This is a genomic window from Serratia sp. Z4 (assembly GCF_009900725.1).
GTDB classification, from domain to species: Bacteria; Pseudomonadota; Gammaproteobacteria; order Enterobacterales; family Enterobacteriaceae; genus Serratia; species Serratia nematodiphila.
The window spans coordinates 1,408,081-1,424,654 of sequence record NZ_JAAABD010000001.1 but is presented as its reverse complement, the minus strand read 5'-3'; the positions used below and the strand labels follow the sequence as shown (position 1 = coordinate 1,424,654).

Here is a 16,574-nt window from a genome sequence, read left to right as displayed (position 1 = left end):
AGGAACTGATATGGGCATCTTTAGCTATAAGGATCTGGACGAAAACGCGTCAAAGGCGCTGTTTTCCGACGCCTTGGCCATCTCTACCTACGCTTACCACAATATCGATAACGGCTTCGATGAAGGCTATCACCAGACCGGTTTCGGGCTCGGTCTGCCGCTGACGCTGATCACGGCGCTCATCGGCAGCACCCAGTCGCAGGGCGGCCTGCCCGGCCTGCCCTGGAACCCCGACTCCGAACAGGCCGCGCAGGAAGCGGTGAACAATGCCGGCTGGTCGGTGATCAGCGCCACGCAGTTGGGTTACGCCGGCAAAACCGATGCGCGCGGCACCTACTACGGCGAGACCGCCGGTTACACCACCGCGCAGGCCGAGGTGCTGGGAAAATATGACAGCGAAGGCAATCTCACCGCCATTGGCATCTCATTTCGCGGCACCAGCGGCCCGCGCGAGTCGTTGATCGGCGATACCATCGGCGATGTGATTAACGATCTGCTGGCCGGGTTCGGGCCGAAAGGCTACGCCGACGGCTACACGCTGAAGGCGTTCGGCAACTTGCTGGGCGACGTGGCGAAATTCGCGCAGGCCCACGGGCTGAGCGGCGAGGACGTGGTGGTCAGCGGCCACAGCCTCGGCGGGCTGGCGGTCAACAGCATGGCGGCGCAGAGCGACGCCAACTGGGGCGGCTTCTACGCGCAGTCCAACTATGTCGCCTTCGCCTCGCCGACCCAGTACGAAGCCGGCGGCAAGGTGATCAACATCGGCTATGAGAACGATCCGGTGTTTCGCGCGCTCGACGGCACCTCGCTGACCCTGCCGTCATTGGGCGTTCACGATGCGCCGCATACCTCCGCCACCAACAATATCGTCAACTTCAACGATCACTACGCGTCGGACGCCTGGAATCTGTTGCCGTTCTCCATTCTCAACATTCCGACCTGGCTATCCCACCTGCCGTTCTTCTATCAGGACGGCCTGATACGGGTGCTGAACTCCGAGTTTTATTCGCTGACCGACAAAGACTCGACCATCATCGTCTCCAACCTGTCGAACGTCACGCGCGGCAGTACCTGGGTGGAAGACCTGAACCGCAACGCGGAAACGCACAGCGGGCCGACGTTTATCATCGGCAGCGACGGCAATGATTTGATCAAGGGCGGCAAAGGCAACGATTATCTCGAGGGCCGCGACGGCGACGATATCTTCCGCGACGCCGGCGGCTATAACCTGATCGCCGGCGGCAAAGGCCACAATATCTTCGATACCCAGCAGGCGTTGAAGAATACCGAGGTCGCCTACGACGGCAACACGCTTTACCTGCGCGACGCCAAGGGCGGCATTACGCTGGCGGACGACATCAGCACCCTGCGCAGCAAAGAAACCTCCTGGCTTATCTTCAACAAAGAAGTGGATCATCAGGTAACCGCCGCCGGATTGAAATCGGACTCAGGCCTCAAAGCCTATGCCGCCGCCGCCACCGGCGGCGACGGCGATGACGTGCTGCAGGCTCGCAGCCACGACGCCTGGCTGTTCGGCAACGCCGGCAACGACACGCTGATCGGCCACGCCGGCGGCAACCTGACCTTCGTCGGCGGCAGCGGCGATGACATCCTGAAGGGCGTCGGCAACGGCAACACCTTCCTGTTCAGCGGCGATTTCGGCCGCGACCAGCTGTATGGCTTCAACGCCAGCGATAAACTGGTATTTATCGGCACCGAAGGCGCCAGCGGCAATATCCGCGACTACGCCACGCAGCAAAACGACGATCTGGTGCTGGCCTTCGGCCACAGCCAGGTCACGCTGATCGGCGTCTCGCTCGATCACATCAGCACCGATCAGGTGGTGTTGGCCTAAAGATCGGCATAAAAAAAGCCGGGCGCTTTCGCCGCCCGGCTTTCCTCTTTCTGCCCGCCTTAAGGCACGTCATACCCCAGCGCCGCCTTGCGAATGCGGAACCACTGCTGGCGGCTCAGCACCAGTTTCTGCGCCTTCAGCGCCGAACGCACTCGCTCAATCTTGCCGGAGCCGATGATTGGCAACGGCGACGACGGCAGACGCATCACCCAGGCGTACACCACCTGCTCGATGGTCTCCGCGCCGATCTCTTGCGCCACCCGCTGCAACTCGTCGCGCAGCGGCTGAAACTCGGCGTCGTTGAACAGGCGCCCGCCGCCCAGGCAGGACCAGGCCATCGGTTTGATGCGCAGCTGCTGGCACTGGTCGAGCGTGCCGTCGAGAATGGCCGGTTGGTGAATCGGCGAGATCTCCACCTGGTTGGTCGCCAGCGTGAACGGCAGACGCGACTGCAGCAGTTGGAACTGCGCGGGCGTAAAGTTGGATACGCCGAAATGGCGCACCTTGCCGCTTTTGTGCAACGCAACGAAGGCTTCGGCTACGTCGTCAGCGTCCATCAACGGATCCGGGCGGTGGATCAGCAGCAGATCGAGGTAATCGGTATGCAGATGGCGCAGTGACTGTTCCGCACTCTGCACGATATGATCGCGGTCGGTGATGTAATGCCCAATCGGGTTACCGGGCTTGGCGGTGGTGGCGATGCCGCACTTGGTCACCAATTCCAGCGACTGGCGTAGCGCCGGCTTCAGACGCAGCGCGTCGCCGAACGCCTGTTCGCAGGCATAGCCACCGTAGATATCGGCGTGATCGGCGGTGGTGACGCCCAGTTCGACATGCTGTTCGATGAACGTCAGCAGCTGCTGCGGTGACATGCCCCACTCCATCAACCGCCAGTAACCGCAAATCATGCGGGAAAATTCAGGCCCCTGCGGCGCGAGACGAATACGTTCTACCATTGCGAAAACCTCATGACATTAGTTGTCAGCCAGCATACACAAGCCGGTGAGGCACAGGGAAGCGGTAAGCCACACGAACGTGCGGCAGATCAGGAAAGGTTAAAACAACGACGGCTGCTCCGGCAGCGGCTCGTCAGGCGCTTTATTGGCGCGCTGCAGCCGCAGGAAGCGTTGACGGCACAGGCGCAACACCTCGCGCTTTTGCGCATCACTCATGTTCATCCAGCCGAAACGCTCCTCGCGGCTGCGCAGGCAGCCACGGCAGAACCCACGATCGTCGGCCTGACAAATGCCGCGACACGGGCTGGGGATGTCGAAAAACTCAAGCTGCTGCGCCACGGGGCTCCTCCTGCGTTCTCTTGCTAATTGAAGACGCCATCGCCGCCGCTGGCAAGTCCCTTTTCTTCTTTGCGGCGAAAATAGTCACGCAAATAGCGCAGCGCCTGGCGGCTTTTCTCCGGCATAGTGCGTTCCAGCGTCAGCGCGTGCAGCCGCAGCGGCGCCGGCCGCCACTCCGGCAACAGCAGCAACAGCTCGCCGCGCTGCAGTTCGTCGCCAATTTCATACAGCGGCTGAACGGAAATGCCCAGACCGGCGCGGGTAAAGGCGCGCATCACGTTCATGCTCTCGCTGACGATCTGTCCTTCCGCCAGCCGCAGCTTGACCTGCTGGCCGGACTGGTGCTGCAAATCCAGATGCGCCCCGCTGTAGCCGCTGGAGATCCAGCGGTGCTGTACCAAATCCTGCGGTTTTTCCGGCACCCCATGCTGGCTGAGGTAACGCGGTGCGGCGCACAGCACCATCGGCCACGCCGTCAACGGATGCGCAATCATATTGGCGTCCGCCAACTGCCGGTTGGCCCGCAGCGCAATGTCGACCCGCTGTTCTATCATATCGACGATGCGATCGTCCGCCAGCACTCGCAGCGTCAGCTTAGGATGCGCCTGCAACAGCGGCGACAACGCCTCCGCAAGCGATCGGCCGCCGATGCCGACCGGGGTGGCGATGCGCAGCTCCCCCACCAGCGTATCCCGCAGCTCCGCCAACCGCTGCTCCGCCTGCAGCGCCTGTTGCAGCATCGCCTCGCAGCCGGGATAGAACGCCGCTCCCGCCTCGGTCAGCGCCAGACGGCGGGTGGAACGATGCAGCAACGGCACCCCAAGCGCCTTCTCCAGCGAGCGCATGTGCTGGCTGACCGCCGACGGCGTCATGCCCAGCCGCCGTGCCGCACCGGCCAGCGAGCCCTCCGCCACCACGGTGGCGAATACCGCCATTCGATTGAGTTTATCCACGATTATGAAGTTTTACTTAATCAAGAAAGCATGAATATGGCACTAATCACGGCTATTGTTAAGGACTAGAGTAGAAACCACGCGGCAGGCACCTCGGCCTGCCTCACAATACTGAACCTATCCCCGAAGGAGCATACAGATGAAAGTAGCCATTATTGGAGCAACCGGTTTTGTTGGCCGCCGCGTGGTGGATGAAGCGCTGGCTCGCGGTATTCAGGTGACGGCAATCGCGCGCCAGAAAAAAGAGTTGCCGGAGCACGCCAATCTGACCGTCGCACTGGGCGACGTCGCCGATACGGCTTGGCTGGCGGGACAATTGCGCGGCCAGGACGCGGTGATCAGCGCCTACAACCCCGGCTGGGGCGAAGACAACCTGTATGAGAAAACCACCCGCGGCGCCCAGCAGATCCTCACCGCGGTCGAGCAGGCCGGCGTCAAACGCCTGTTGGTGGTCGGCGGAGCCGGCAGCCTGGAAGTGGCGCCGGGCGTTGAACTGGTGGATACGCCGCAGTTCCCGGAAAATATCCGCCCCGGCGCGCAGGCGGTGCGCGATCTGCGCAACAAACTGCGTAACGAGTCGGCACTCGACTGGACCTATATTTCGCCGGCCGCCCTGCTGGAGCCGGGCAAACGCACCGGCCAGTTCCGCCTCGGCACCACGCAACTGCTGATGAACGGCGAAGCGCCGGCCAGCATTTCGGTGGAAGACCTGGCGGTCGCTATCGTTGATGAGATTGAAAAGCCTCAGTTTATTCGCGCGCAATTCACCGCCGCCTACTAAACCGCCCCGCCGCCAGGCCGCTCGGCCTGGCGTTTTCCGCGTATTCTCCGCCGCCAGTAATCTGAGTTTCTAAGGTTTTCTTAAGTTTCATCCGGTAGATTTCAAGGCATTATCTACTTTCAGGATCCCGATTTGGCAATGTGGTTACGTCAACGCTTACGGTGCAACAGCCTCGGTTTTACCCTCGCCGCCGCCCTGTTCTTCACTTTATTTCAGAACGCCTTATTCCTGCAGCGCGCCTGGTCGTATATCACCTTCGATAGCGCCCACAGCGTGATTTTCGCCGCCAGCATGCCGGTGGTGATCTTCTGTGCGTTGAATATCATCTTCAGCGTGTTGACCGTGCCCTACCTGCGCAAGCCGCTGATCATCTTTTTCTTGCTCGGCAGCGCCGCAGCCAACTATTTCATGTTCAGCTATGGTGTGGTGATCGACGGCAACATGATGCAGAACGCCTTCGAAACCAACCCTCAGGAGGCGACCGCGCTGCTGACGCCGCGCATGGGATTGTGGCTGACGCTGCTCGGCATTCTGCCGGCGGTGGCGGTCTGCTTCACTCAAATTCGCCAAACTCGCCCCTGGTGGTACATGGTCGGACTGCGCGCCGCCAACGTCATGCTGTCGTTGGTGGTGATCCTGATCGTCGCCGCGCTGTTCTACAAAGACTACGCTTCGCTGATCCGCAACAATAAGAGCGTGGTGAAGATGTTGACGCCTTCCAACTTCGTGGCCGGCACCATCAAGTTTACCGAACAGCGTTACTTCACCCGCAATCTGCCGCTGGTCAAGATCGGCGAAGATGCGCGTAAAGGGCCGCTGATCGCCAGGCAGGCCAAGAAAACGTTGGTGATCCTGGTCGTGGGCGAAACCGCCCGCGCCGAAAACTTCTCCCTAGGCGGCTATGAACGCGAAACCAATCCGCGCCTGAAGCAGGACAACGTGGTCTACTTCAAAAACGCCAGCTCCTGCGGCACCGAAACGGCGATCTCCGTGCCCTGCATGTTCTCCAACATGCCACGCAAGGAGTACGACGCGACCCAGGCGACGCACCAGGAAGGCATGCTCGACGTGCTGGCGCATGCCGGCGTCAATGTGCTGTGGCGCGATAACGACGGTGGCTGCAAAGGCGCCTGCGACCGGGTGCCGCACATCGACATGACCAAGCTGAAGCCGCCGCAGGACTGCGACGGCGAGGTTTGCATGGACAACGTGCTGTTGTACAAGCTGAACGACTACATCAATAGCCTGAAAGACGACGGCGTGATCGTGCTGCACCAGATGGGCAGCCACGGCCCGGCTTACTACCGCCGCAGCACGCCAGAATTCCAGGCGTTTTCGCCGACCTGCAACAGTAATCAGATCCAGGATTGCAGCCATGAACAATTGGTGAACACCTACGACAACTCAATCCTGTATACCGACGCGATGCTCGATGCCACCATCAAGCTGCTGCGGCAGTATGACGACCGTTTCAATACCGCGCTGGTCTATTTGTCCGATCATGGCGAATCGCTGGGGGAAAACGGCATGTATCTGCACGGTACGCCTTATGTCTTCGCGCCGAGCCAGCAAACGCACGTGCCTTTCCTGATGTGGATGTCGGCCGACTATCAGCACAATTTCGGCATCGATCGCCAGTGTCTGAATACGCTGGCGGAAAAGGACGAGGTTTCGCAGGACAACCTGTTCCACACCCTGTTGGGCATGCTGAACGTACAAACCCGCGAATATCAATCCCAGTTGGATATCCTGCAACGCTGCCGCAACGCGGCGTAGCGCTTAACTTCCGCGTGCCGCTGGGGCACAATAGTTTGCAGACAACCGGCGTTTTGTGCGCCGGTTTTTTTATTCCCATTGACCTAGACCAATCGGTCTATTATGCTCGGCACCATGATGACCAAATCAACGCATTGCAACGTGGATACACGTGAACATCTGCTCGCCACCGGCGAAACCCTCAGCCTGCGCCTGGGCTTTACCGGCATGGGGCTGAGCGAACTGCTGGCCACCGCGGGCGTGCCGAAAGGCTCGTTCTACCACTATTTTCGCTCGAAGGAAGCCTTCGGCGAAGCGATGCTGCAGCGCTATTTCGCGCATTATGATGCAGAAATGCAGGCGCTGTTTGCCGACAGACGCGGTGATGCCCGCCACCAGCTGCTCGGCTATTACGCCCAGGCTATCAGCTACCACTGCCGCAGCGAATGCCACAACGCCTGCCTGGCGGTGAAGCTTTCCGCCGAGGTGAGCGATCTGTCAGAACCGATGCGCCATGCGCTGGAAACGGGCACCGCTCGCGTGATCGGCCATCTTCAGGAGGCCATCGAGCGCGGTATCGCCGAGGGCTCGCTGTCGGTAGCCATGAGCCCGGCGGCAACCGCAGAAACGCTGTATTCACTGTGGCTCGGCGCCACGCTGCGCGCCAAAATCCGTCACTCGCTGGCGCCGTTGACCAGCGCGCTGGAAAGTATCGAGTTGCTGCTGCGCCCGCCGCAACCGTAACGGTAACAACTTATTTTTATTGAAAAAATGCAGTTCATGGTTTTTTATCGCCCATTACTAGACGACCGGTCTATTAAATACAGGATGCACTATGAAGACTGAAAAATTGCTCTCTCCGCTGAAGGTTGGCGCCATCACCCTGCCCAACCGCGTGTTTATGGCTCCGCTGACGCGTTTGCGCAGCATCGAGCCGGGCGATATTCCTACGCCGCTGATGGCGGAATATTACGCACAGCGCGCCAGCGCCGGCCTGATCGTGACCGAAGCGACCCAGGTTTCCTTCCAGGCGAAAGGCTACGCCGGCGCGCCCGGTTTGCATACGCCGGAGCAGATCGCCGCATGGAAAAACATCACGCAGGCAGTGCATGACAACAACGGCCACATCGCCGTGCAGCTGTGGCACGTAGGCCGCATTTCCCACGCCAGCCTGCAGCCAGGCGGGCAAGCGCCGGTCGCACCTTCGGCCATCAACGCCGAAACCCGCACCACCGTGCGTGATGAAACCGGCGCCTGGGTGCGCGTGCCGACCTCCACGCCGCGCGCGCTGGAAACCAGCGAGATCCCGGGCATCATCAACGATTTCCGCCAAGCAACCGCCAACGCGCGCGAAGCCGGTTTCGACTTCATCGAACTGCATGCTGCCCACGGCTATCTGCTGCACCAGTTCATGTCGCCGGCTTCCAACCAACGTACCGATCAATACGGTGGCAGCATTGAGAATCGCACCCGCCTGACGCTGGAAGTGGTCGACGCCACCATCGCCGAATGGGGTGCCGAACACATCGGTATCCGTATCTCGCCGCTGGGGCCGTTCAACGGGCTGGACAACGGCGAAGATCAGGAAGAAGCAGCGCTGTATCTGGTGGAAGAGCTGAATAAGCGCAATATCGCTTACCTGCACATCTCCGAACCTGACTGGGCCGGCGGCAAACCGTATTCCGACGCCTTCCGCGACTCGGTGCGCGCCCACTTTAAAGGGGTGATCGTCGGTGCCGGCGCCTACACCGCCGAAAAAGCCGAAGCATTGATCGAAAAAGGTTTCATCGACGCGGTGGCCTTCGGCCGCAGCTACATCGCCAACCCGGATCTGGTAGAGCGTTTCCGCCAGCACGCCCCGCTGAACGAACCTAAGCCGGAAACCTTCTACGGCGGCGGCGCCGAAGGCTATACCGACTATCCGTTTCTGGCGAAGTAATCTGTCCTGACCCCAACGGCCACGCAATCGCATGGCCGTTTTTTATGCGTCGCGCGCAAAGCAAAAAGGCCCGCACGAGGCGGGCCGCTGTTCCCTGGTGTTGATCTTTATTGCCGTTCGATTTTTACACGATCGCCGCTGGAATAGATAATTGATTGTGCAGATCAATTACTCTGTATCGATCGGTACACTCGATCAATATTTAGACACCCTCGACGCGAGACCACAAAGTGACATTGTCACCAGTTCGTCACGTTGAATTCCCTTGCGGGACAAGGCTATACTCGCTTGTGCTTCAATCCACCCGCCGTCTGCCACGGCACAGTCAATTCAGAGGAATTATGCGCTTACTCCATACCATGATCCGCGTCGGTGACCTGCAACGCGCCATCGACTTCTACACCAAGGTATTAGGCATGCGCCTGCTGCGCACCAGCGAAAACCCGGAGTACAAATACTCCCTGGCTTTCGTCGGCTATACGGAAGAGAGCGAAGGCGCAGTTATCGAACTGACCTATAACTGGGGCACCGACAGCTACGATATGGGCACCGCCTTCGGCCACCTGGCGCTGGGCGTGGATGACGTTGCCGCCACCTGCGACAGCATCCGTCGCGCCGGCGGCAAAGTCACCCGCGAAGCCGGCCCGGTGAAAGGCGGTACCACGGTTATCGCCTTCGTCGAAGATCCGGACGGCTACAAAATCGAGCTGATCGAAAACAAACACGCCGGTCAGGGCCTCGGCCACTAAGCCTCCCCTTCAGGGCGCGTTGGCGCCCTGCTGATTCTCCGCGCGATAGCGCCTGCAACCGGGCGCAAAATTTGCCATAATGCGCGCTGCATTCGATGAAGATAAGAAACTGATGGCCGAGAAAAGTGATCTTAACGCCCTGAGTGGTCGTTTTCGTGGGTTTTATCCCGTAGTAATAGATGTTGAAACCGCCGGCTTCAACGCCAATACCGATGCGTTGCTGGAGATCGCCGCCGTCACGCTGAAAATGGATGAGGACGGCTGGCTGCAGCGGGACGAAACCCTGCACTTCCACGTGGAGCCTTTCGAGGGCGCCAACCTGCAGCCGGAAGCGCTGGCGTTTAACGGCATCGATCCGCACAATCCGCTGCGCGGCGCGGTCAGCGAATATGACGCGCTGCACGCCATTTTCAAAGCGGTGCGCAAAGGGCTCAAGGATCGCGGTTGCAATCGCGCCATTATCGTGGCGCACAACGCCAACTTCGATCACAGCTTTTTGATGGCCGCGGCCGAACGCGCCGGCCTGAAGCGCAACCCGTTCCATCCGTTCGCCACCTTCGACACCGCCGCGCTGAGCGGCCTGGTGCTGGGGCAAACGGTGCTGGCCAAAGCCTGCATCGCCGCCGGCATGCCGTTCGACAGCAGCCAGGCGCACTCCGCGCTGTACGACACCGAGCAAACCGCCCTGCTGTTTTGCGAGCTGGTTAACCGCTGGAAACGTCTCGGCGGCTGGCCGCTGCCCGCCGGCGATCTCGCCGAATAAAACCAACAAAAAAGGCGGCCCAGTTACACTGGCGCCGCCCGTTACGCGATAATCGCAAGCCCGTCGATTAAGACTGCTGGTCTTCCTGCGCTTTATACTTTTCTGCCGTTTCTTTGATCAGTTGCTGCAGTTCGCCGCGCTGATACATCTCGATGATGATATCGCAACCGCCGACCAGCTCACCATCTACCCACAGCTGCGGGAACGTCGGCCAGTTGGCGTATTTTGGCAGCTCGGCGCGGATATCCGGGTTCTGCAAAATGTCCACATAGGCGAAACGCTCGCCGCAGGCGGACAGCGCTTGCACAGCCTGCGCGGAAAAGCCGCAGCTCGGCAGCTTTGGCGAACCTTTCATGTAAAGCAGAATCGGGTTTTCAGCGATCTGGTGCTGAATTTTTTCAAGTGTCGTCGTCATTTATTGCTTCCTCAAGCCACATTTCATGGCTACAACATGCATCACGCGGGCTATTGTAGCGGCTGGAACAGTCGCAAGAAAACGCCATCTTTTGCAAGGATATTCGCCCGCCGCCGATCGCGTTTCACCGGCCACGTCATTCCGGTCAAAACATACGTTGAGAATAACATTTTTAATCCGACCATTTCACTAATATATTGCGCCGCGATGCCGGCGCGGCTTAATTATATCCGCCACCGTCGCCTGGCGCTTTTTTATACATCAACAGGCTGATTTTAAACCAAAAAAAATGTCATTAACGTTTTCTCACAATATGGATTATTATTTATGAGTTCTTCGCTGTTTTATATGGTGAAGTTCGGGAATACTGTAACTCTTTCGATATCCGTTTCGGGGCCAAGGTTGGTGACGTCGACATGCGTTTAATTCTTACGCTCTTTGCGCTGCTGTTTACGCAGCTCTTCTTCAATTTGGCGCACGCTGCGCCACAGGCGCGCGTTGCCGCCGAGCAGCGTAAAAGCCATGCTAATGAAGCGCGGCCCGATGACCGCAGAAAAAAGAAAGCGGATAAAGCCGCCAAAAAAGCCAAAGTGACGGCCCCCGAGAAAAAAACCAAGACCGCCAAGGCCAAAAGCGAGAAAAGCGCGAAAAAGATCGTCAGCGCCAAACCCAAGGCCAAAGCGCAGAAAACCGCCAAGATTAAAGTCACCCCGCCGAAAAAGGGCTATAAAAAAGGCTATGGCCGCCACCGCGACGCCGGTATGGCCACCGCCAAACTGGCGCGTGAAGAAAAGCCGTTAAAACTCAGCCCGGCGCACAAAAAACGTTACCAGCATGCCAAACAGACCGCGATGGCCAAGCTGATGGATCAGATGGGCAAGCCTTACCGCTGGGGCGGCAGCTCGCCGCGCACCGGCTTCGACTGCAGCGGCCTTATCTATTACGCCTATAAGGACGTGGTGAAAATCAAGATGCCGCGCACCGCCAACGAAATGTATCACCTTCGCGACGCGGCGCCGATCAAGAAAAGCGAACTGGAAAGCGGCGATTTGGTGTTCTTCCGCATCAACAACCGCGGCGTGGCGGACCATGTCGGCGTCTATCTCGGCAACGGCAAATTCATCCAGTCGCCGCGCACCGGCGAAGAGATCCGCATCAGCCAGCTCGACAACGACTATTGGCAAAACCATTACATCGGCGCACGCCGCGTAGTGACGCCGAAAACCATCCGTTAATTCCCTGTTCTGCGCGGTTGCGGCCCCGGTCGCAACCGCCTGCTCAAGCTATCGCCCATCGCACTCCCCCACGCGCATTTCTCGCTTTTCCTCCTGTTTTTTATGATGAAAATTGTTAAGATTGAATGACCACAATAAAAAACGGCCCATCTGGCTCCCGCCTGGGCGGGAAGAAAGTGGCGCTGTAAAGGAGGAAGCAATGTCGTTTGAATTACCTGCATTACCGTATGAGAAAAACGCGCTCGAGCCGCACATCTCCGCCGAGACCCTGGAATACCACTACGGCAAACACCACAATACCTACGTGGTTAACCTGAACAACCTGGTGAAAGGCAGCGAGTTCGAGGGTAAATCGCTCGAAGAGATCATCAAGACCTCCAACGGCGGCGTGTTCAACAACGCCGCGCAGGTGTGGAACCACACCTTCTACTGGCACTGCCTGTCGCCACAGGGCGGCGGTGAACCGCAGGGCGAACTGGCGGCGGCGATCGTCAAATCCTTCGGCTCTTTCGCTGCGTTCAAAGAGCAGTTCACCGATGCCGCCGTGAAAAACTTCGGCGCCGGCTGGACCTGGCTGGTGAAAAAACCGGACGGCGCGCTGGCGATCGTCAACACCTCCAACGCGGCAACTCCGCTGACCGGTGAAGATAAACCGCTGCTGACCGTTGACGTGTGGGAACACGCGTATTACATCGATTACCGCAATGCGCGTCCAAAATACCTGGAAAACTTCTGGGCGTTGGTCAACTGGAAATTTGCGGCGGAAAACCTGGCGTAAACGCAGGCCTTGCCGAAGTGATGAGGCGCAGCCAGGCTGCGCCTTTTTTATAACTGGCGGGAGATCAGTTCAACGCGGCGACAAAGCTGAAAGCGATGATCATCGCCAACGCGCCGACGGTAGTGAACAGAGACATCTTCAGATCGGTATCCATGACAACTCCTTTAAAATGGGCTTTCCTAAGGATAAAAGGCGCACAATTAGTACGTCAAATCATTTTCCCACAGTTCGCCGATAAAATCTTGTTATCATTTCCCGGTTTATAATCTCGATTACCTCTTCCACTTTTGTTCAATATGCGACAAAATTCGCAGTTCACAACTGCGTACCGGCATCCATGCCCCTCCTGATTAAGCGCTGAAGACTTCAACACACTAAAAACTCAGTTTTCGCTTCTCTGGAGAAGGATCTACGTAGGCAAACGATTAACATCACACTTACATGCTGTAAACATGTGAGTTCAGGAGTCATTCCTTACATGGCAACGATTAAAGATGTGGCCAAACGCGCGGGCGTTTCCACCACCACCGTTTCGCACGTCATCAATAAGACTCGTTTCGTCGCCGAAGAGACCAAAGCGGCCGTGTGGGCCGCGATCAAAGAGCTGCACTACTCGCCGAGCGCCGTGGCGCGCAGCCTGAAAGTCAATCACACCAAGTCTATCGGCCTGCTGGCCACCTCGAGCGAAGCGCCCTATTTTGCCGAAGTGATCGAGGCGGTGGAAAACAGCTGCTACAGCAAAGGTTACACCCTGATCCTGTGCAACTCGCATAACAATCTGGACAAGCAGCGCGCCTACCTGGCGATGCTGGCGCAAAAGCGCGTCGACGGCCTGCTGGTCATGTGTTCCGAATACCCGGATCAACTGCTGGGCATGCTGGAGGACTACCGTAATATCCCGATGGTAGTGATGGACTGGGGCGCCGCGCGCGGCGACTTCACCGACACCATCATCGATAACGCGTTCGAAGGCGGCTATCTGGCCGGCCGTTACCTGATCGAGCGCGGTCACCGCGATATCGGTGCCATCCCGGGCCAGCTGTCGCGCAACACCGGCGGCGGTCGTCATCAGGGCTTTATGAAGGCGCTGCAGGAAGCGCATATCGACATTCGCGAAGAGTGGATCGTCCAGGGTGACTTCGAGCCGGAGTCCGGCTACAAGGCGATGCACCAAATCCTGTCGCAAAAACAGCGGCCGACCGCGGTATTTTGCGGCGGCGACATCATGGCGATGGGCGCCATCTGCGCCGCTGATGAGCTGGGGCTGCGAGTGCCGCAGGATATTTCCGTGATCGGCTATGACAACGTGCGCAACGCCCGCTACTTCACTCCAGCGCTGACCACCATTCACCAGCCTAAAGAGCGCCTGGGAGAAATGGCCTTCACCATGCTGCTGGATCGCATCATCAGCAAGCGCGAAGAATCGCAGGTGATCGAAGTGCATCCGAAGCTGGTGGAACGCCGTTCGGTCGCCGACGGTCCGTTCATCGACTACCGCCGCTAATCCCCTGAGCCGGAAGCCTGCACGGCTTCCGGCGCCGCCTCGCTCAGCCACTCCTGATTCAGCGTCTCGCCATCGCCCAGATACGCCAGCAGCCAACTCATCGCCGGCGACGGTTTATCCTGCTGCCAGGTCAGGCAGCAAGGGCTGGCGGGAAACGGCTGCTGCAGCTGCAACGCCTTCAGCTCACCGCGCTGCACCAGCGGCAGCGCCCGATGCGCCGGCATCATGCCGACGCACAGCCCGGCGCACAGACAGTCGAGCGCCGATGTCCAGTCCGGCACCACCAGCCGCCGCTGGTTATCCAGCGTCCAGGTGACGCGCTTGGGCAGATTGCGCGAGGTGTCTTCCAGACAAAGCGCAGGGTACGGCCTCAACCGATCGTCATTTAACGGCCCTGCCAGCTGCGCCAGCGGATGCTGTGGGCTGACTACGCACAGCCAGTTCATGTAGCCCATATCGCGGAAGGCAAAGCCGCCGCCGACCGGCACCGCGCGCGTGGCGCCGATCGCCATGTCCACCCTGCCGTCCACCAACGCATCCCAAACGCCGTTGAACACTTCGGGTTGCAGCATCAGTTCAACATCGGGGAAATGGCGGTAGAAATCCAGCACCAGCTGGCGGCTGCGCTGGGGTTTGACGATGATGTCGACTGCGATATTCAGCTGGCCGCGCCACCCGTTGGCCACCTGCTGACAGTGGCGACGGGTGTCGAGCATTTTTTTGATAACAACTCTCGCATCCTTGATAAACAGCGCGCCGGCCGGCGTCAACTCCACATCACGGTGACGCCGCTCAAACAGCGGCACCGCAAGCCATTGTTCCAGTTGCCGCACGGTATAGCTCACCGCCGACGGCACCCGGTGCAGCTCCTGCGCCGCCGCGCTGAAACTGCCGGTGCGCGCGACCGCGTCAACAACTTCAAGAGAATATTCAGACCACATCGCTTTGCCTTCAATTTTTTTAACAGCACTTTGCAAATATTACCGTTTCACAAGCAGAGATCCAGCCGGATACACTGGCCGGCGCTAAAAACCTGCGACACTAAAATATTAACGAGAAATACCATGCGAAATTCTTTTGGCTTTATGTTCTACCTCGCCGGCCTGAGCATGCTGGGTTATCTGGCGACCGATATGTACCTGCCCGCCTTCGGCGCCATGCGGGAGGAACTGCAAATTTCCGCCGGCGCGGTCAGCGCCAGCCTGAGCATCTTTCTGGCCGGCTTCGCCTTCGCGCAACTGCTGTGGGGGCCCCTCTCCGACCGACTGGGCCGCAAACCGGTATTATTGATTGGCCTGACGCTGTTCGCGCTCGGCTGCCTGGGCATGCTGTGGGTAGAAAATGCCGTGCAGCTCTGGATACTGCGCTTTATTCAGGCCGTCGGCGTCTGTTCCGCCACCGCCATCTGGCAAGCGCTGGTGGTCGACCGCTATCGCGAAGGCCAGGCCAACCGCGTGTTCGCCACCATCATGCCGCTGGTGGCGCTGTCACCAGCGCTGGCGCCGCTGCTTGGTGCCTGGCTGCTGAACCACGCCAGCTGGCGTGCGATCTTCGCCGCGCTGTTGGTGATCACCGCACTGCTGCTGCTGCCGACGCTGCTGCTCAAAGAGCGCGCCAAAACGCCCCCCGCCGCCGACGCGCCGAAAAACGGCGCCAGCTTCTGGCAACTGTTGAAATCTCCGGTGTTCAGCGGCAACGTCGCTATGTACGCCGCCAGCTCGGCCGGTTTCTTCGCCTGGCTGACCGGTTCGCCGTTCATCCTCGGCGATATGGGCTATAGCCCGAGCGACATCGGTCTGAGCTATGTGCCGCAAACGCTGGCCTTCCTGCTGGGCGGCTACGGCTGCCGCGCCGCGCTTAAGCGCATCAATGGCAAAACTCTGCTGCCGTGGCTGCTGGTAGCTTATGGTGTCAGCATGGTGGCGCTGTATCTGGTGGCGACCCTGGCCAATCCGACGCTCACCACGCTGCTGATCCCGTTCTGCGTGATGGCGCTGGTCAACGGCGCCGGCTACCCGATCATGGTGGCGAATGCGCTGATGCCGTTCCCGGAAAGCAGCGGCAAAGCCGCCGCGCTGCAAAATACGCTGCAATTGGGGCTGTGTTTTGTGGCAAGCATGCTGGTGTCGGCGTTTATTGCCCAGCCGCTGTTGGCGACGGTGACGGTGATGGTATCTACGGTAGTCCTGGCCGCGCTGGGTTATTTCCTGCAGCGGGGAAAAGCGGCCGATGCGCAGCAAAAGGCACAGCGGGAACATGCTAACTCAGCGTCATAATTGCCAAGATTAATAATCACTTAAAGAATATGTGTGCCGAGTGCGATTTACAGTTGAGTCAACGCCTCGGCACGCCTATACTCAAAAACAACCTTGTAAAGTAACACCTTATAATCTCTATATCTCAATCAGCTATTGTGTACGCGCCTTGCGTCACACTCTTTTTTTAAAGGGGCGTTTATCCTGCGCCGTTTGCGTCGGGCCGTTTCTTTAAATTTCCTCTGTTCATAGTCGGATATCAGACGCCGCGGGCTTATTTCCCGTTGGTATAGGTAT

General features: G+C 59.0%; 17 protein-coding genes. 11 read left to right on the top strand and 6 right to left on the bottom strand.

From position 1 onward, the window contains the following. The first annotated feature begins 10 nt into the window (after positions 1-10). Positions 11-1,855: a polyurethanase gene (locus GT753_RS07080; protein ID WP_103085603.1), complete on the top strand. Its 1,845-nt coding sequence runs from the start codon at positions 11-13 to the stop codon at positions 1,853-1,855. A 59-nt stretch (positions 1,856-1,914) separates the two neighbouring features. Here the strand turns inward: GT753_RS07080 and GT753_RS07075 are convergent, their stop codons facing one another. The 3 genes from GT753_RS07075 to GT753_RS07065 form a co-directional block, all read right to left on the bottom strand. Continuing rightward, positions 1,915-2,811: an aldo/keto reductase family oxidoreductase gene (locus GT753_RS07075; RefSeq protein ID WP_004931312.1), complete on the bottom strand. Its 897-nt coding sequence runs from the start codon at positions 2,809-2,811 to the stop codon at positions 1,915-1,917. Between the two features lie 99 nt (positions 2,812-2,910). Further along, positions 2,911-3,150 carry a DUF1289 domain-containing protein gene (locus GT753_RS07070; protein ID WP_015377731.1) on the bottom strand — a complete coding sequence of 80 codons (240 nt, stop codon included), beginning with the start codon at positions 3,148-3,150 and terminating at the stop codon, positions 2,911-2,913. Positions 3,151-3,173: 23 nt separating this feature from the next. Beyond that, on the bottom strand, positions 3,174-4,103 hold the full coding sequence (locus tag GT753_RS07065; protein WP_196405999.1) for a LysR substrate-binding domain-containing protein: 930 nt from the start codon (positions 4,101-4,103) through the stop codon (positions 3,174-3,176). 139 nt (positions 4,104-4,242) lie between these two features. On the opposite strand from GT753_RS07065, the gene GT753_RS07060 reads away from it, so the two are divergent. The 6 genes from GT753_RS07060 to rnt all read left to right on the top strand — a co-directional run bounded on the left by GT753_RS07060 (position 4,243) and on the right by rnt (position 10,090). Next, the gene (locus GT753_RS07060; RefSeq protein ID WP_160125426.1) at positions 4,243-4,884 is read left to right on the top strand and encodes an NAD(P)-dependent oxidoreductase; all 642 of its coding nucleotides are present in this window, start codon (positions 4,243-4,245) and stop codon (positions 4,882-4,884) included. Positions 4,885-5,022: 138 nt separating this feature from the next. Continuing rightward, a complete protein-coding gene (gene eptA, locus GT753_RS07055) occupies positions 5,023-6,660 on the top strand; it encodes a phosphoethanolamine transferase EptA (RefSeq protein ID WP_160125425.1) in 1,638 nt (545 codons plus the stop codon). Positions 6,661-6,762: 102 nt separating this feature from the next. Beyond that, complete coding sequence (locus tag GT753_RS07050; protein ID WP_021505463.1) at positions 6,763-7,383, top strand: TetR/AcrR family transcriptional regulator; 621 nt, start codon at positions 6,763-6,765, stop codon at positions 7,381-7,383. Between the two features lie 91 nt (positions 7,384-7,474). Continuing rightward, a complete protein-coding gene (locus GT753_RS07045) occupies positions 7,475-8,578 on the top strand; it encodes an alkene reductase (RefSeq protein ID WP_004931322.1) in 1,104 nt (367 codons plus the stop codon). 341 nt (positions 8,579-8,919) lie between these two features. After that, a complete protein-coding gene (gene gloA, locus GT753_RS07040; protein ID WP_004931325.1) occupies positions 8,920-9,327 on the top strand; it encodes a lactoylglutathione lyase in 408 nt (135 codons plus the stop codon). Positions 9,328-9,406: 79 nt separating this feature from the next. Then, positions 9,407-10,090 (top strand): ribonuclease T, encoded by a 684-nt coding sequence (gene rnt / locus GT753_RS07035; protein WP_016927925.1) that lies wholly within the window; start codon positions 9,407-9,409, stop codon positions 10,088-10,090. 67 nt (positions 10,091-10,157) lie between these two features. On the opposite strand, the gene GT753_RS07030 is transcribed toward rnt, so the two are convergent. Beyond that, positions 10,158-10,505 carry a Grx4 family monothiol glutaredoxin gene (locus GT753_RS07030; protein WP_004931329.1) on the bottom strand — a complete coding sequence of 116 codons (348 nt, stop codon included), beginning with the start codon at positions 10,503-10,505 and terminating at the stop codon, positions 10,158-10,160. 416 nt (positions 10,506-10,921) lie between these two features. Between GT753_RS07030 and GT753_RS07025 the strand changes: the two genes are divergently transcribed. Together GT753_RS07025 and sodB are read left to right on the top strand one after the other, a co-directional pair. After that, positions 10,922-11,740, top strand: coding sequence for a C40 family peptidase (locus GT753_RS07025; protein ID WP_004931330.1), 819 nt, complete (start codon positions 10,922-10,924; stop codon positions 11,738-11,740). Between the two features lie 199 nt (positions 11,741-11,939). Beyond that, entirely contained in the window at positions 11,940-12,518 is a 579-nt protein-coding gene (sodB, locus tag GT753_RS07020; protein WP_021505464.1) for a superoxide dismutase [Fe], read from the top strand. A 64-nt stretch (positions 12,519-12,582) separates the two neighbouring features. Here sodB and GT753_RS07015 read toward each other — a convergent pair whose 3' ends face one another. Further along, positions 12,583-12,672 (bottom strand): YnhF family membrane protein, encoded by a 90-nt coding sequence (locus GT753_RS07015; protein ID WP_004931335.1) that lies wholly within the window; start codon positions 12,670-12,672, stop codon positions 12,583-12,585. Positions 12,673-12,996: 324 nt separating this feature from the next. Here GT753_RS07015 and purR point away from each other — a divergent pair, with 324 nt between their 5' ends. Next, complete coding sequence (gene purR / locus GT753_RS07010) at positions 12,997-14,022, top strand: HTH-type transcriptional repressor PurR (protein WP_004931336.1); 1,026 nt, start codon at positions 12,997-12,999, stop codon at positions 14,020-14,022. Here purR and punR read toward each other — a convergent pair. Next, positions 14,019-14,963, bottom strand: coding sequence for a DNA-binding transcriptional activator PunR (punR, locus tag GT753_RS07005; protein WP_004931338.1), 945 nt, complete (start codon positions 14,961-14,963; stop codon positions 14,019-14,021). The two genes, purR and punR, sit on opposite strands and share 4 nt — an antisense overlap. Positions 14,964-15,086: 123 nt before the next feature. Between punR and punC the strand changes: the two genes are divergently transcribed. Further along, a complete protein-coding gene (gene punC, locus GT753_RS07000; RefSeq protein WP_160125424.1) occupies positions 15,087-16,298 on the top strand; it encodes a purine nucleoside transporter PunC in 1,212 nt (403 codons plus the stop codon). Positions 16,299-16,574 lie beyond the last annotated feature (276 nt).

What these genes read in the sequence shown, in the direction of transcription:
- GT753_RS07080 (WP_103085603.1), top strand. Translation starts at nt 11, where the DNA reads ATGGGCATCTTTAGCTATAAGGATCTGGACGAAAACGCGTCAAAGGCG.
- GT753_RS07075 (WP_004931312.1), bottom strand. Translation starts at nt 2,811, where the DNA reads ATGGTAGAACGTATTCGTCTCGCGCCGCAGGGGCCTGAATTTTCCCGC.
- GT753_RS07060 (WP_160125426.1), top strand. Translation starts at nt 4,243, where the DNA reads ATGAAAGTAGCCATTATTGGAGCAACCGGTTTTGTTGGCCGCCGCGTG.
- eptA (WP_160125425.1), top strand. Translation starts at nt 5,023, where the DNA reads ATGTGGTTACGTCAACGCTTACGGTGCAACAGCCTCGGTTTTACCCTC.
- GT753_RS07050 (WP_021505463.1), top strand. Translation starts at nt 6,763, where the DNA reads ATGCTCGGCACCATGATGACCAAATCAACGCATTGCAACGTGGATACA.
- GT753_RS07045 (WP_004931322.1), top strand. Translation starts at nt 7,475, where the DNA reads ATGAAGACTGAAAAATTGCTCTCTCCGCTGAAGGTTGGCGCCATCACC.
- gloA (WP_004931325.1), top strand. Translation starts at nt 8,920, where the DNA reads ATGCGCTTACTCCATACCATGATCCGCGTCGGTGACCTGCAACGCGCC.
- rnt (WP_016927925.1), top strand. Translation starts at nt 9,407, where the DNA reads ATGCGCGCTGCATTCGATGAAGATAAGAAACTGATGGCCGAGAAAAGT.
- GT753_RS07030 (WP_004931329.1), bottom strand. Translation starts at nt 10,505, where the DNA reads ATGACGACGACACTTGAAAAAATTCAGCACCAGATCGCTGAAAACCCG.
- GT753_RS07025 (WP_004931330.1), top strand. Translation starts at nt 10,922, where the DNA reads ATGCGTTTAATTCTTACGCTCTTTGCGCTGCTGTTTACGCAGCTCTTC.
- sodB (WP_021505464.1), top strand. Translation starts at nt 11,940, where the DNA reads ATGTCGTTTGAATTACCTGCATTACCGTATGAGAAAAACGCGCTCGAG.
- GT753_RS07015 (WP_004931335.1), bottom strand. Translation starts at nt 12,672, where the DNA reads ATGGATACCGATCTGAAGATGTCTCTGTTCACTACCGTCGGCGCGTTG.
- purR (WP_004931336.1), top strand. Translation starts at nt 12,997, where the DNA reads ATGGCAACGATTAAAGATGTGGCCAAACGCGCGGGCGTTTCCACCACC.
- punR (WP_004931338.1), bottom strand. Translation starts at nt 14,963, where the DNA reads ATGTGGTCTGAATATTCTCTTGAAGTTGTTGACGCGGTCGCGCGCACC.
- punC (WP_160125424.1), top strand. Translation starts at nt 15,087, where the DNA reads ATGCGAAATTCTTTTGGCTTTATGTTCTACCTCGCCGGCCTGAGCATG.